The following is a 14,358-nucleotide window of genomic DNA, read 5'->3' as shown; positions in this document are numbered from 1 at the left end:
GGAGGCCACTTAATGTGGCCTCCGTCGTGAGCAGGACTGTAGAGCAGGAAACTTAGCCCGTGCCGGGGCCGCTGAGCCCTGACCGGCGGGATGGACCAGTTCAGATGGGGCTTTGATGCATGGGTGGTCTGTTGTTGTGCAAATGGGTATCATACTGTGGTTATTGCATCGACTCTGCGATGCATGTTTGTACGTTCCCGGCGGTCGGTTTGCCAGAAGCGCCCCGTCGGTTGTTCCAGACCCGTTTCGAAGAAAGGAAACCACACTAACCTATGGCAGCTAAAAAATCATCTCCCTTGAAGATCATTCCGCTCGGCGGCCTTGACGGCATCGGCAAGAACATGACGGTCTTCGAATGCGGCGACGACATGGTGCTCGTTGACGCTGGCCTCATGTTCCCCGACGATTCCCAGCCCGGTATTGACCTGGTGCTTCCCGACTACACCTATGTTCTGGAGAACGAGGAGAAGCTCCGCGGTATCGTCGTCACCCACGGCCACGAGGACCACACCGGTTCGCTTCCGTATCTGCTGCAGGACCTCAACAATAAGGTGCCCATCTTCTCGAGCAAGCTGACGCTTGGCTTTATCGAGGGCAAGCTTTCTGAGTTCCGCATCCGCGCACCCAAGTTCCGCGAGGTCAAGGGCGGCAGCCATGTCAACCTCGGCGGTATCTCGCTCGATTTCTTTTCGATGACGCACTCCATCCCCGGCGCTCTGGGCGTGTTCATCCGCACCAATCAGGGCACCGTTATGCACACCGGCGACTTTAAGCTCGACCAGACGCCCATCGACGGCGTCACGCCCGACTACGCCGCTATCAGCCGCTTTGCCAAGCAGGGCATCGACCTGCTGCTTTCCGACTCCACCAACGCCACGGTTCCGGGCTTTACCAAGTCCGAGGCCGAAGTCGGCCCCAACCTGCTGCACGCCATCAAGAACGCGCCGGGTCGCGTGTTCGTCGCGTCGTTCTCGAGCCACATCCATCGTCTGCAGCAGATCTGCGATGCCGCCCGCAAGTGCGGCCGTAAGGTCGTTGTGACCGGTCGCTCCATGCTCACTAACACCCGCGTGGCGCGCGAGCTTGGCTACCTCAACATCGACGACGCCGATATCATCGATGCCTTTGACATCGATAACCTGCCCGACGACAAGATCGTCGTCATGTGCACCGGTTCGCAGGGCGAGCCGCTGTCGGCCCTGTCCCGCATGGCCAACGGAGAGCACAAGACGCTCTCCATCCACGAGGGCGATACCGTTATCCTCTCGGCAACGCCGGTCCCCGGTAACGAGAAAGCCGTCCAGCAGGTCGTCAACAGCCTAGCCAAGCTCGGCTGCGACGTGTGGGATAAGAACCGCGCTCTCGTTCACGTCTCCGGTCACGGTAGCCAGGAGGAACTCAAGCTACTGATGGCCATGGCCAAGCCCACCTACTTTATGCCGGTTCACGGCGAGGCCGTGCATCTGCGTGCCCATGCCCAGCTGGCCCGCAAGATGGGCATCAAGGATGATCACATCTTTATCCTCGATAACGGCGACACGCTCGAGATGCGCGGCGGTATCGTCAAACGCGGTACGCCCGTCGAGTCCGGCGTCGTCTACGTCGACGGCCTGCGTATCGGCGATACCGACCCCATCGTCCTGCGCGATCGTCAGAAGCTCGCCAACGACGGTATGGTTACCGCTGTTGCCATCGTCTCGCTCAAGCACAAGAAGATCGAGGCCATCGAGTTCTCGGGCCGCGGCGTCTCGTTTGCCATCGACGACCAGTTCTCCGAGGATGCCTCCGCGTCCATTGTGAAGACGATCGAGAAGGGCAAGTTTAGCTTTACGAGCAGCGGTTCCGATGCCATTCGCAAGGCCGTGCGCGATTCGCTCTCTAACTTTATCTGGAGCCGTACGCGCACCCGTCCGATGATCATCCCGGTCGTCATGGAGGTTTAGTTTGGCGCGCGGATCTGCACAAAACGCCAAAGGCAATAAGGCCAATAACCAACCGGCATCTGCTAAGGGTGCCGGTTCCCATCTGCGTGCCAATAAGGGCCACGAGGCGGACTTCGACGATTTTGAGCCCTTGGTGGAGCCCTCGGCCAATCGCGATATCGCCGGCGTGGTCATTGCCGTTTTGGCGATTGCGTCCTTTATTGCCGTGATTTCTCCGGCAACAGCGCCCGTGACGGCTGCTGTTGCCGGTTTTTACCACCTGGGCTTTGGCCTGGGCGCCTACGTGCTGCCGATCGTCATTTTGCTGTTTGCCGCCACGCTCTTTTTAGGCGAGGACTCGCCGCTCAACGTGCGCTCGGTCGCGGGCGGAGCCGTGGTCTTTATCACCGTTGTCTCCATTCTTTCGCTGATGGTGCCGGGTACGAGCGACTCGTGTGACCTTATGTTCACGCCGCAAAATCTGTCCGCCTCGGGTGGCTACATCGGTGCGTTTATTGCGAGTGCGCTGCAGAATGCCCTGGGTAAGCCTATCGCGATGGTGGTCCTGTTGGGTCTGGCCGTCGTTGGTTTTGTCATCATCGGCTTTTCGGTGGGTGGCGTGCTGCGCTCTGCTCGCGACCGCGCGGCCGATTTTGCCGAGCGCCGTCGTGCCGATGTTAACGCGAGCCCGTGGGGTGACGACGAAGCCCTGTCGGTGCCCGGCGTTGCCCGTCCGCACCTGAGCATTCTTCGTCAAAAGGGCTCCGATGCTGCCGTGACCACGGTCATGGGCAACGATGTGGACCCGGTTTTGGACGATGACGACGAGGACGAGGATCCGTTTGTCGACGTATCCGATGCCGTGGAGGCCGAGCGCGCTAAGACGACGCTGCTGCCGCGCCGTCATGTCAAGAAGGGCAAGGCCACGCCCAAGTTGAATACAAGCGAGCCCGACCCGTCTTGGTCCGATAGCGAGATTGAGCTTACCGAGGGCGATGACGAGGACGACGAGGCTCCGATTGAGACCGCAAAGACAACTTTGCTGCCGCGTCGCCATGCTAAGCGCGAACAGGTAACCGGCCAGCTTTCGATGGAAGACGACCCCGATAAGATCGACGAGTCCGAGCCGCCGTTTGCCGTGAATCCTGTCTCGGCAACACCTCAGATTCCCGACTTCTTGAAGCATCCCAAGGTTGCCGATACGGCTGTCGCGGGCGCTGCCGAGGCGCCTACTCCTAGCGATGGGGGAGCGGTCAATGCCCCCGCGGATAACGAGGGCGAAGAAGAGGACGGCCTCAAGCTTCCGCCGCTCGAGATCCTGCACGCCAACCCGCAGTCGGCGTCCTCCGCGTCATCTGACAAGGAGCTGGAACAGACTGCCGAGTCACTGCAATCCACCTTGCTTGAGTTTGGCCGCAGTGCCCGCGTGGTCGGCTGGATCGCCGGCCCCACGGTGACGACCTTTAAGCTGCAGCCCGGCGAGGGCGAGCGCGTGAGCAAGATTTCGAGTCTTGAGGATGACATCGCGCTGTCGCTTGCTGCTCAGTCCGTGCGTATCTTTGCGCCGATTCCCGGCACCTCGCTCGTGGGTATCGAGATCCCCAATCGCAAGCGTCAGAACGTCAACTTGGGCGACGTGCTGCCCTATGTTAAGGGCGGTCCGCTCGAGCTTGCCATCGGCCGCGACGCAGAGGGCACGCCGGTCGTCGCCGACCTCGCCAAGATGCCCCACTTGCTGATCGCCGGTACCACGGGTTCCGGTAAGTCGGTCATGATCAACTCCATCATCACGACCCTGCTCATGCGTGCGCTCCCCGAGGACGTTCGCCTGATCATGGTCGACCCCAAGCGCGTCGAGCTCGCAGGCTATAACGGCCTGCCTCATCTTTACGTGCCCGTAGTGACCGAGCCCAAGCAGGCCGCGAGTGCCTTGCAGTGGGCGGTGTCCGAGATGGAGCGCCGCCTGAAGGTCTTCGAGCGCCTTAACGTGCGCAAGATCTCGACCTATAACGAAAAGCAGGCCGCCGGCGAGTTTGAGCATTACGATAACCCGCCGCAAAAGATGCCCTACCTGGTCATCATCATCGACGAGCTTTCGGACCTGATGATGGTTGCCGGCAAGGACGTCGAGGCCTCGATCGTGCGTATCGCCCAGCTGGGCCGTGCCGCCGGTATCCACCTTATCGTGGCGACTCAGCGTCCGAGCTCTAACGTGGTGACGGGTCTCATCAAGGCAAACATTACCAATCGTATCGCCTTCAACGTCGCAACGGGCATCGACTCCCGCGTCATCATCGACCAGATGGGTGCCGAAAAGCTCACCGGCTTGGGTGACATGCTGTTCTCTAAGGTCGACTGGGGCAAGCCCCGCCGTATCCAGGGCTGCTTTGTTTCGGATGACGAGATCAACGAGATTGTCGAGTTCGTCAAGTCGCAAAGCGAGCCCGACTACCATGAGGAGATTCTGTCGGCTGTGGCACCTGCCTCCATGTCCATGGCAGGTGGCGGCGGGATCGTGCGCACCGGCGTTGCCGAGCCTCAGGACGACGATCCGCTTATCTGGGAAGCCGCTCATATTGTGGTGGAATCGCAGCTGGGCTCCACATCTGGCTTGCAGCGTCGCCTGAAGGTTGGCTATGCGCGCGCCGGGCGTATTATGGACATGCTGGAAGAAAAGGGTGTCGTCGGACCGCCCGATGGCTCCAAGCCGCGCGAGGTCCTGCTGGATGAAGAAGGCCTTGCCGCGCTGGAATCCGTCGACGCCGAGATGGCACGTGAAGATCGTGAGTTTGGAGGATTCTGATGGCTGCACGCTTTGGTGACATGCTGCTCGAGCAGCGTCGCCGAATGGGCCTTTCCATTCAGCAGGTCGCCAACACCATCAAAATCAGGCCGCAGATCATCGAGTTTTTCGAGAATGGCAATTTTGCATCGATGCCTCCGCGCGGCTATGCGCAGGGCATGATTTCGAGCTATGCGCGCTTTTTGGGCCTCAATCCGCGGGAGGTCGTCAACGCTTATTTTGACGATTTGATGGCATATGAGCGCGAGACGTCGCAGCAGGGCGGTCGTTTTCAGGACGCCGCCGGCTACGTCAATTCGCGTTCCTCGGTCGACAACGGCCGCTTCCTGATGGTTCAGGGCGGGCGTTCGACGCGTTATGGCCAGCGCCCTCAGCAGGCTGGCTATGTTACCGAAACGGGCTCGAGCGAGGAGATTCGTTCCCAGCGCGATCGTTTTCGCAGCACGCCGGCGCCCGAGGAGCGCGCACTCCCCGCTGCCCGCGGTGTCGCACGAGACCCTCGTGCCGGCTACGGGGATGGTGGTTATTCCGATCGCGGGTACCGCGGCGTTTCTTCCGGTCGTCCGCGCGGCGGCTATGCAGACGCCGATACTACGCAGGTGACGCCTCGCCTTCGATCTCAGTCACGGCCTTATAGCCAGCGCTCCTCAGCGCCTCGCTCGGGTCAGCGCAACTACCAGGGTCGCGGCGAGCTCGCCCCCCGCTCGGGCCAGCGCAATATGCAGCGCCAGGGCAGTTATCGCGGACGTTCCGACAATAACCGCGGTCGCATGCCCCAAGGCACTGGTCGCGGTGGTTCAAATCGTGAACGCGGCGGTGGGCGTGCTCCCCAGAACAACGGTCTCGATCCTCGTATCGTTTACGCCGGCATCGGTGCCGTGGCGCTGCTGTTGATCGTGCTCATCGTGGTGCTCCTACGTGGCTGCGGCTCCTCGGCGCCCGATTCGACGCCCGAGACGCCCGTTGCCACCAAGACAACGACTAAGAAGTCTTCCAAGAAGACCGAATCCGTCGATGAGGATGAAGATGCCGATGAGGCGACGGACGAGTCCACCGATTCGGACGCCGCCAAGACGACGGCCAATAAGGAGGAGAACGAGGTCACAAAGGTCAAGATCTCCGTTGCCAAGGGCAAGACTGCTTGGATTGAGGTCAAGGTTGATGGCAAGTCGGTCTATGGCGCCCAGGCGACCGGACCCTTTGAGCAGGAATACACGCCCGAGTCCTCGATCGAGATCACCACGTCCAAGCCTTCCGATGTCACCGTTACCAAGAACGGCGAAAAGGTTCGCTACGACACTAAGACGTCGGGCGTGGCACGCGTGACGATCACCGTTCCCAAGAAGGAGACGACCGACTCCAAGGACGGCGAGAGCTCCGACGGCACCGATGGCACCGATGGCACCGACGGAACCGATGGAACCGATACCCAGTCCACGGACGGCACCGATACCGCCACCGACGGGCAGACTACGCCTTATTCAGACGACTATTCGTACGACAGCTACTAAGCCGCTCGTAAGCGAAAGGATTAACCATGGCTAAAGATTCCAGCTTCGACGTCGTGTCCGAGGTCAATATGCAGGAGGTCGACAATGCCTTCCAGCAGACCACGCGCGAGATTTCCCAGCGCTATGACCTGAAGGACTCCGGCGCCACGATCGAGCTTTCGAAGGGCGACAAGCTCTTTACGATCAACGCCCCGGCCGACTTTGTCTCCAAGCAGATCGTCGATGTCCTGAGCTCCAAGCTCATCAAGCGCGGTATCGATCTTAAGGCCGTGTCCTGGGATGCGCCTCAGGCTGCATCGGGCGGTACCGTGCGCGTGCTCGGTCACATCGTCGAGGGTATCGACCAGACGACTGCCAAGAAGATCAATAAGGACATTAAGGATCAGAAGCTCAAGGTCAAGGTGACGATCGAGGCCGACAAACTGCGTGTTTCCTCTGCTTCCAAGGATGCGCTGCAGACCGTGATCCAGTTCCTGCGCGACCAGGACTACGGTCAGCCGCTGCAGTTCACCAACTACCGCTAATTCATTCGAAAGGACCGCTCTCCAACATGGATACTCCGTTGGGCTCCGCACTCTATATCACCCTCGGGTGCGCCAAGAACGAGGTCGATACCGACCGTATGCGTTCGCTGCTGACCGCCGCGGGCTACGAGGAGGCATTCGATCCGCAGGATGCCGATATCGCCATCGTCAATACGTGCTCGTTCCTTGCCTCTGCAACGTCCGAGAGCATCGAGACCACGCTCGAGCTTGCCAATGAGGTGCAGGACGGCGTTCGTTCCTGCCCGATCGTCATGTGCGGCTGTGTGCCGTCACGCTACGGCGACGACCTGCCCGACGAGCTGCCCGAAGTTGCGGCCTTTGTGAAGGCCGACGAGGAAGACGGCATCGTGGCGGTCATCGATGACGTGCTGGGTGTCGAGCGCGAGATTGCCGCCTATATTCCGCAGGTCAAGCGTACCGTCGAGGGCGCTGTCGCCTACGTCAAGATCTCCGATGGCTGCAACCGCTTCTGTAGCTTCTGCATGATCCCGTATATCCGCGGTCGTTATCACTCGCGTAATGCCGAGAGCATTATCTCCGAGGTGCGCGACCTGGTCGCCGGTGGCGTGCGCGAGATCGTTCTGATCGGTCAGGACACGGGCATCTGGGGTACCGACTTTGCCGACGAGGACCTCGCCGAGGGCGAGCCGCGCAATCTGGCGCAGCTGTTGCAGGCCGTTGCTGAGGCGGTGCGTCCTCATAACGTGTGGGTCCGCGTACTCTACCTGCAGCCCGAGGGCATGACTGACGAGCTTATCGAGACCATTCGCGATACGCCCGAGGTGCTGCCCTATATCGATATCCCCGTGCAGCACTGCGATGCGCGCATCCTTAAGGCCATGCGTCGCTCCGGTTCGCGCCAGGAGCTCGAGGATCTGTTCCGCGACCTGCGCGAGCGCATCCCCGGTATTGTGATTCGCTCCACGGCCATGGTTGGCTTCCCGACCGAGACCGACGACGAGTTCCGCGACCTTATCGACTTTATGGACACCGTCGGCTTCGACTACACGAGCGTCTTTGCCTACTCGCAGGAGGAGGGCAGCCTGGCCGCCAAGATGGAGGGCCAGGTCGACGAAGAGGTCAAGCTCGAGCGCGCCCAGGAGGCCATGGACCTGGCCGAGTCGCTCGGTTTTGCTGCAACTGCCGCACATGTGGGCGAGCGCGCCCAGGTGATTGTCGACGGTATCGAAGAGACCGAGGACGGCGCCGAGCTGATCGGACATGCCTGGTTCCAGGCGCCTGATTCCGATGGCGCGGTGCATCTGGATGCCAGCGAGGCATCTGTGGGCGATATTCTGACGGTCGAGTTTACCGATAGCTTCTGCTATGAGCTTATCGGCCATGTTGTGGAGTAGGAGAGCGTCGTGGCAAACGAGAGCAATAAGGAACTGACGAGTGTTTGGACGCCCGCCAACATCGTGACGTGCGTTCGCATCGTCTTTATCCCGGTGTTCATGATTGTGTCGGCGCTTTCTCACACGAGTGTTGCCGGTACAGATTGGAGCACCTTCGACGGCCCGCTCGCCGCCGCTGCCTTCATTCTGTACGTCATCCTGTCGTGCACCGATAAGGTTGACGGCTACCTGGCGCGCTCGCGCAACGAGATTACCGACTTCGGTAAATTCTTGGACCCCATCGCCGACAAGCTGCTCGTATTCTCGGCCCTGCTGCTATTCTTGGACTTTGGTGCCGTGTCGGTTTGGTCCGTGTTCATCATCTTGTTCCGCGAGCTGCTGGTAAGCGCCCTGCGCATGGTTGCGAGTGCCGCCGGCGTGGTCGTTGCCGCCGATAAGCTTGGCAAGTACAAGACGGCGACCACGATGGTCTCCATCTGCGGTTACCTGTGCGTCTTTGCGATGGCCGGCTTGCACCTTGGCCCGCTGGCGCTGACGCTCGGCATCTACTCGGTGTCGCGCTTCCTGTACGCCGTTGCCGTTGTCCTGACCGTTATCTCGGGCGCCCAGTACTTCTGGAACTGCCGCAAGATCGTCTTTTCGGTCTAGGTTCTGGTGGGTATGACGGACTCTTTTGAGCAGATTTCCGCACATAACGAGGAGCTGGCGCGTCATATTGTCGAGCGCGCGAGCGCTCGGGGCGTGACGGTTTCGACGGCTGAGTCGCTGACAGCAGGTATGATCGCCTCGACGATTGCCGATATCCCGGGCGCCTCGGCGGTGCTGCGTGGCGGTGCGGTGACCTACTGCGATGAGATCAAGCATCGCGTTTTGGGTGTTGATCAGGAGACGCTCGACCGCTATACCGCGGTGTCGCATCAGACCGCGCGCGAGATGGCGGCGCGTTCGCTGGAGCTGTACCAGAGCGATATTGCAGTGAGCGCAACGGGTTATGCCGGCCCCGGCGGCGGCACTGAGGACGATCCGGCTGGCACTTTCTATATTGGCTGGGCGTATCGCGCGGCTGATGGGGAAGTGCCGGTCGTGGACTCTGTGCGCTGCCACTATGAGGGCGACCGTTCGTGTGTTCGTGCCCATGCGGTCGCGGAGGCATTGGGACGCATTGCCCTTGTGCTTAACTCTATGGAATAGACGTGTTTTAAGGGGCCTTCGGGCCCCTTAATTGTGGAGATAGGGACCCCTGACGAATTTAGCGTTTGCGCTGGTCATAGGTGTATTTTTGCCTTTCTTGTTCTTATTTGCCCCTTTGTGGTCAAGCATTTGGTCAGTGTTAGGTCGGCGTTTGGTTGGGTTTTGGAAAGACTGCCTGCATATGATTTATCTGAACGGTTGACCACGAACAGCCGTTCGTTTATTATCGATGCAGGTTGTTAAGAGGAGGGCTTTTCATGGCCAAGAATTCAGGTCCCGTACGTACCGTTCATGCTCGCACGACGGGTAAAGAGCGCGATGAGATGATCGCCACCACCAAGGCCGAGATCGAGAAGAAATTCGGCCAGGGTTCCATCATGAGGTACGGCGACGGTGGCCCCGAGCTCGAGGTCGAGGCCATCCCTACGGGCGCTCTGGCACTCGATGCCGCTCTGGGTATCGGCGGTGTGCCGCGCGGCCGCATCGTCGAGATTTACGGTCCTGAGTCCTCCGGTAAGACGACGCTTTCGCTTGAGATCCTGGCCGAGGCCCAGGCAATGGGTGGCGTGGTGGCATTTATCGATGCCGAGCACGCGCTCGATCCCACGTATGCCGCGCGCATTGGCGTGGATATCGACGAGGTACTGATTTCCCAGCCTGATACGGGTGAGCAGGCGCTCGAGATTGTTGACATGCTCGTGCGTTCCGGCGCCATCGATGCCATCGTCGTCGACTCCGTCGCCGCGCTGACCCCGCGTGCCGAGATCGAGGGAGAGATCGGCGATACCACGGTCGGTTTGCAAGCTCGCCTGATGAGTCAGGCGCTCCGCAAGCTCGCCGGCTCGCTGTCCAAGTCCAACACGACATGCATCTTCATTAACCAGCTGCGAGAGAAGATCGGCGTCATGTTCGGCAACCCCGAGACCACGACGGGCGGCCGCGCCCTTAAGTTCTTCTCTTCGGTGCGTATCGACATTCGCCGCATCGACAGCATTAAGCTTAAGGATGAGGTTATCGGTAACCGCGTGCGCGCCAAGGTCGTTAAGAACAAGGTGGCAGCTCCGTTCCGTTCTGCTGAGTTCGACATCATGTACGGTACGGGCATCTCTAAGGAGGGCTCGATTCTGGACATGGCTGTCGAGTGCGGCATCTGCAAGAAGATGGGCTCCTGGTTTGCCTATGGCGAGGACAAGCTCGGCAACGGTCGCGAGGCCGCCAAGGCGTTCCTGCGCGAACACCCTGATTGCGCCGACGAGATTGATCATAAGGTCCGCCTTGCCTGCGGGCTTGAGTTTGACGACGATGCTCCATCCGAGGTCGAGCTGACCGATCAGCCTGCGCCTGAGGAGTTTGACGAGCTTTACGCCATCGATGGTTCCGCCATGCTCGATGATGACGACGAGTAGCGGTTGCGCTCATGTCGTATACGGTGACCGAGGCCACGGTCGTCTTTCCCGATAAGAAGGCGGCCTCCTCGTTCTCGAGCGGGTATGCGTCCAAAAAGCCTTGCGCACATATCGATTGTGAGCTTGAGGGCGGTTTTGAGCGGTCCATTTGGATTCCCGTGCGGGTCGCGCGCCTGTATGTCAAAAACCGCCCCGATCTTCCCTGTGATTGGGACAACTTTCGTGAGGCGGTGCAGCTCGTCGAGCGTAAATGTGCACTTACCATGGTGACCGAGATGTTATCGCGCCGCGACCATGCGACGGGCGAGGTCCGTGACAAGCTGGCTCGCTACGGCTTTCACCAGACCGCAATCGATTTCGCCGTCGAGCGCGCCACCGAGTATCGCTTTTTAGACGAGAACCGCTTTTGCTCGTACTTTATCGAGGAGCGCAAGCGGCACGGTTGGGGACAGCGCAAAATCGAGACCGAGCTCAAGCGCCGTCATGTCGTGCTCGATGACATTCCCGGTTATCCCGAGGATTATTTTGCCGTCGAAGACGATTTGGCGCGTGCGTCAGCCCTGCTCGCCAAGCGGCGTGTTCCAGAGACGCGCGGATTCGAAAAACTGGTTCGGTTTTTGATGGGCAAGGGCTTCTCGTATCATATCGCCGCCGATGCCGTTAAGGCACGTCTCGATGCCGAACGCGAGGAATGTGCGGTTTAGGCGTATGCGTTTTGTGGCCCTGCCGCTCACCGTGTTTTAGCCGCCGTGTTGGGGGCATTTATTTGACAGTTGTTGTGGTTCAACGTACGATAAACAGCGTCATTTGCTTTGTGATATGTGCTCATCTGTGATGAGTTTGTTTATATGTTTATCTGTATCCGACCCGCATAAGCTGCGCCCATATTACTCAAATGTCGCGAGCCGTTCGTAAGGACGGTTCGCTTTGTTGTGTAACGAATCCATAAAAAGGAGTGAGCATGCCTATCATCGCAGCGCTCGTTGGCATCGTTTTGGGTGCCATCGCCGCCATTGCCTACATGCGCACCGCCAAGCAGGGTAGTCTTCACGAGGCCGACGAAAAAATCCAGTCGGCACACGCACAGGCTGAGTCCCTGATCGGTGATGCTAAGCGTCAGGCCGAGACCCTCAAAAAAGAGGCTCTGCTCGAGGCTAAAGAGGAGATCATCAAGAACAAGCAGGCCGCCGAGGCCGAGGACAAGCAGCGTAAGAACGAGATTCGTACGCTCGAGAACCGCGTGATGCAGCGCGAGGAATCCCTTGATCGCCGCAACGACGCTCTCGACAAGCGCGAGCATCAGCTGTCCAGCCAGGCCGGTCAGGTCGAGAAGCGCTCCCGTGAGCTCGAGGAGCTCTGTGCAAAGCAGACCTCCGAGCTCGAGCGTATCGCCGACCTTACCCGCGAGGACGCCCACAAGGAGCTCCTCGATAAGGTTCGCGGCGAGGTCACCCACGAGGCCGCCACGATCATTCGCGAGTCCGAGCAGCAGGTTCGCGCCGAGTGCCACAAGACCGCCCAGGAGATTCTGTCTCTGGCGATTCAGCGCTGCGCTGCCGACCACACTGCCGAGGTTACCGTTACCTCCGTGCACATTCCCTCTGATGACCTCAAGGGCCGTATCATCGGTCGCGAGGGTCGCAACATCCGGACCTTCGAGCAGGTTTCCGGCGTCAACCTCGTGATCGACGACACGCCCGAGACCGTCGTTCTTTCGAGCTTCGACCCGGTCCGTCGTGAGACCGCCCGTGTCGCCCTCGAGAACCTCATCGCCGACGGCCGCATTCACCCTGCCCGTATCGAGGAGATGTATCACAAGGCCGCCGACCTGGTTCAGCAGCGCGTGCGCGAGGCTGGCGAGCAGGCTGCCTTCGATACCGGCATCCACGATCTGCACCCCGAGATCGTCAAGACCCTTGGTGCCCTGCGCTACCGTACCTCGTTTGGTCAGAACGTGCTTCAGCATTCCCTCGAGGTCTCTGATCTGTGCGGCGTGATGGCTTCCGAGCTTGGCCTGGACGTTGTGACCGCCAAGCGCGCCGGCCTGCTTCATGACCTGGGCAAGGCAATCGACCACGACGTCGAGGGCCCGCATGCCGTCATCGGCGCCGAGCTTGCCCGCCGTTATGGCGAGAAGCCCGTTATCGTCCACGCTATTGAGGCTCACCATGCCGATGTCGACCCCAACACGGTGCTCGATGTCCTGGTGCAGGCCGCCGATGCTGTCTCTGCCTCTCGCCCCGGTGCCCGTCGCGAGTCTGCCGAGAACTACATCAAGCGTCTTGAGAAGCTCGAGGAGATCGCCAACTCCCATGACGGCGTCGAACGTACCTATGCCATGCAGGCCGGTCGCGAGGTCCACGTCATGGTCCAGCCGGACAAGATCTCCGATGCCCAGTCCACGGTCCTGGCTCACGATATCGCCCATCAGATCGAGGAAGAGATGGAGTATCCCGGTCAGGTGCGCGTCGTCGTGATTCGCGAGAGCCGCGCTGTCGATATCGCTAAATAACATGAGCGACGCGAACGAGCTCATCTCATTTATCGCGTCGATGTCGGGGGAGGGCAACCTTCGCGTCGAGGAGAACCTTGGCGAGGGGTATGTCCGCCTCCGCGTTTCGGAGGCCGAGCGGCGCCAGGCTAAGCACGACATTCAGCATGTCGAGGACATCGTCATCGAAATGCTCCGTAATGCTCGCGATGCCGGCGCCGACAAGGTCTATCTCGCCACGACCAAGGAAGATGGCGTCCGCACGCTTGTCTTTCTGGATAACGGTTCTGGCGTTCCGCAGGATATGCAAGAGCGAATCTTTGATGCCCGCGTTACCTCCAAGCTCGAGAGCATGAAGATGGACCGTTGGGGCGTTCACGGTCGTGGCATGGCATTGTTTTCGATTAAGCAGAACACCGACGAGGCCCGTGTGGTCACGTCCGGCGTCGATCTTGGTTCAGCCTTCAAGGTGAGCGTTGCGGCCGACCGCCTCAGTGAGCGTGCCGATCAGTCCAGCTGGCCCCAGGCCGTCAAGGATGAGGACGGACGTTATGTCTGCGCTCGCGGTCCACATAATATTATTCGCGCTGCTTGTGAGTTTGCGCTCGAGGAGTTGCGTGGTTGCGATGTCTATCTCGGTTCTCCGTCTGAGATTGCCGCGACCCTTTATGCTCAAGCGTCAAGTCGGCTCGATACGTCTCGTCTCCTGTTCATTGATGACGAGAGCGAGCTTCCGGTTGTCGATCGTTTAGGCCTTGCTTCTGATGCCGAGGACTTTATCCGTATTTGTTCGGGTTTGGGTCTTGAGATGTCCGAGCGCACGGCCCATCGCATTTTGGCAGGGCAGATTAAGCCCGTTCGCGGTGTGACCGCGCGTCTGCTGCGCGAGCGTGATTCGTCCTCGCATGCGCCGGCTCCTGTCGATCTCGCGAAGGATCGTCGCGGGCTACGTATTGCCAAGGATGACATGGCACAGTTTTCGCGCGCTGTGGAACGCGACTTTAATGACCTTGCCACCCGGTACTATTTCAACCTTTGCGGCGACCCAAAGATCCGTGTTTCGCGTGATCGAATCACCGTGACCTTTGATCTTGCCAAAGAGGAATAGTGCCTTTACCGAGTCCACTCGGTACG

Annotated in this window: 11 protein-coding genes; all 11 read left to right on the top strand. The window is 59.9% G+C overall.

Annotated features, from left to right (window positions below):
* Positions 1-272: 272 nt before the first annotated feature.
* On the top strand, positions 273-1,943 hold the full coding sequence (locus I2G43_RS07095) for a ribonuclease J (protein WP_195535614.1): 1,671 nt from the start codon (positions 273-275) through the stop codon (positions 1,941-1,943).
* 1 nt (position 1,944) lies between these two features.
* Positions 1,945-4,725, top strand: a complete 2,781-nt coding sequence (locus tag I2G43_RS07090) for an FtsK/SpoIIIE family DNA translocase (RefSeq protein ID WP_229071682.1) — start codon at positions 1,945-1,947, stop codon at positions 4,723-4,725.
* The gene (locus I2G43_RS07085) at positions 4,725-6,236 is read left to right on the top strand and encodes a RodZ domain-containing protein (RefSeq protein ID WP_195535613.1); all 1,512 of its coding nucleotides are present in this window, start codon (positions 4,725-4,727) and stop codon (positions 6,234-6,236) included. The genes I2G43_RS07090 and I2G43_RS07085 overlap by 1 nt, the downstream gene beginning before the upstream one ends.
* A gap of 26 nt (positions 6,237-6,262) precedes the next feature.
* Positions 6,263-6,760, top strand: a complete 498-nt coding sequence (locus tag I2G43_RS07080) for a YajQ family cyclic di-GMP-binding protein (RefSeq protein ID WP_195535612.1) — start codon at positions 6,263-6,265, stop codon at positions 6,758-6,760.
* A gap of 26 nt (positions 6,761-6,786) precedes the next feature.
* On the top strand, positions 6,787-8,136 hold the full coding sequence (gene rimO / locus I2G43_RS07075; protein WP_195535611.1) for a 30S ribosomal protein S12 methylthiotransferase RimO: 1,350 nt from the start codon (positions 6,787-6,789) through the stop codon (positions 8,134-8,136).
* Positions 8,137-8,235: 99 nt separating this feature from the next.
* On the top strand, positions 8,236-8,784 hold the full coding sequence (gene pgsA / locus I2G43_RS07070) for a CDP-diacylglycerol--glycerol-3-phosphate 3-phosphatidyltransferase (RefSeq protein ID WP_229071689.1): 549 nt from the start codon (positions 8,236-8,238) through the stop codon (positions 8,782-8,784).
* Between the two features lie 12 nt (positions 8,785-8,796).
* Positions 8,797-9,327, top strand: coding sequence for a CinA family protein (locus I2G43_RS07065; protein WP_117736850.1), 531 nt, complete (start codon positions 8,797-8,799; stop codon positions 9,325-9,327).
* Between the two features lie 257 nt (positions 9,328-9,584).
* Positions 9,585-10,733, top strand: a complete 1,149-nt coding sequence (recA, locus tag I2G43_RS07060) for a recombinase RecA (RefSeq protein WP_195535610.1) — start codon at positions 9,585-9,587, stop codon at positions 10,731-10,733.
* Positions 10,734-10,744: 11 nt separating this feature from the next.
* Complete coding sequence (locus I2G43_RS07055) at positions 10,745-11,437, top strand: regulatory protein RecX (RefSeq protein ID WP_195535609.1); 693 nt, start codon at positions 10,745-10,747, stop codon at positions 11,435-11,437.
* A 257-nt stretch (positions 11,438-11,694) separates the two neighbouring features.
* Complete coding sequence (gene rny, locus I2G43_RS07050; protein ID WP_089573375.1) at positions 11,695-13,245, top strand: ribonuclease Y; 1,551 nt, start codon at positions 11,695-11,697, stop codon at positions 13,243-13,245.
* 1 nt (position 13,246) lies between these two features.
* Positions 13,247-14,332 carry an ATP-binding protein gene (locus tag I2G43_RS07045; protein ID WP_195535608.1) on the top strand — a complete coding sequence of 362 codons (1,086 nt, stop codon included), beginning with the start codon at positions 13,247-13,249 and terminating at the stop codon, positions 14,330-14,332.
* Positions 14,333-14,358: the final 26 nt, after the last annotated feature.

This window comes from Collinsella aerofaciens (assembly GCF_015557435.1).
Lineage (GTDB): Bacteria > Actinomycetota > Coriobacteriia > Coriobacteriales > Coriobacteriaceae > Collinsella > Collinsella aerofaciens_Z.
The sequence above is the reverse complement of the archived record's forward strand: the minus strand, read 5'-3'. Positions and strand labels throughout refer to the sequence as shown.

What these genes read in the sequence shown, in the direction of transcription:
- I2G43_RS07085 (WP_195535613.1), top strand. Translation starts at nt 4,725, where the DNA reads ATGGCTGCACGCTTTGGTGACATGCTGCTCGAGCAGCGTCGCCGAATG.
- I2G43_RS07045 (WP_195535608.1), top strand. Translation starts at nt 13,247, where the DNA reads ATGAGCGACGCGAACGAGCTCATCTCATTTATCGCGTCGATGTCGGGG.
- I2G43_RS07065 (WP_117736850.1), top strand. Translation starts at nt 8,797, where the DNA reads ATGACGGACTCTTTTGAGCAGATTTCCGCACATAACGAGGAGCTGGCG.
- I2G43_RS07080 (WP_195535612.1), top strand. Translation starts at nt 6,263, where the DNA reads ATGGCTAAAGATTCCAGCTTCGACGTCGTGTCCGAGGTCAATATGCAG.
- rny (WP_089573375.1), top strand. Translation starts at nt 11,695, where the DNA reads ATGCCTATCATCGCAGCGCTCGTTGGCATCGTTTTGGGTGCCATCGCC.
- I2G43_RS07095 (WP_195535614.1), top strand. Translation starts at nt 273, where the DNA reads ATGGCAGCTAAAAAATCATCTCCCTTGAAGATCATTCCGCTCGGCGGC.
- recA (WP_195535610.1), top strand. Translation starts at nt 9,585, where the DNA reads ATGGCCAAGAATTCAGGTCCCGTACGTACCGTTCATGCTCGCACGACG.
- pgsA (WP_229071689.1), top strand. Translation starts at nt 8,236, where the DNA reads ATGATTGTGTCGGCGCTTTCTCACACGAGTGTTGCCGGTACAGATTGG.
- I2G43_RS07055 (WP_195535609.1), top strand. Translation starts at nt 10,745, where the DNA reads ATGTCGTATACGGTGACCGAGGCCACGGTCGTCTTTCCCGATAAGAAG.
- rimO (WP_195535611.1), top strand. Translation starts at nt 6,787, where the DNA reads ATGGATACTCCGTTGGGCTCCGCACTCTATATCACCCTCGGGTGCGCC.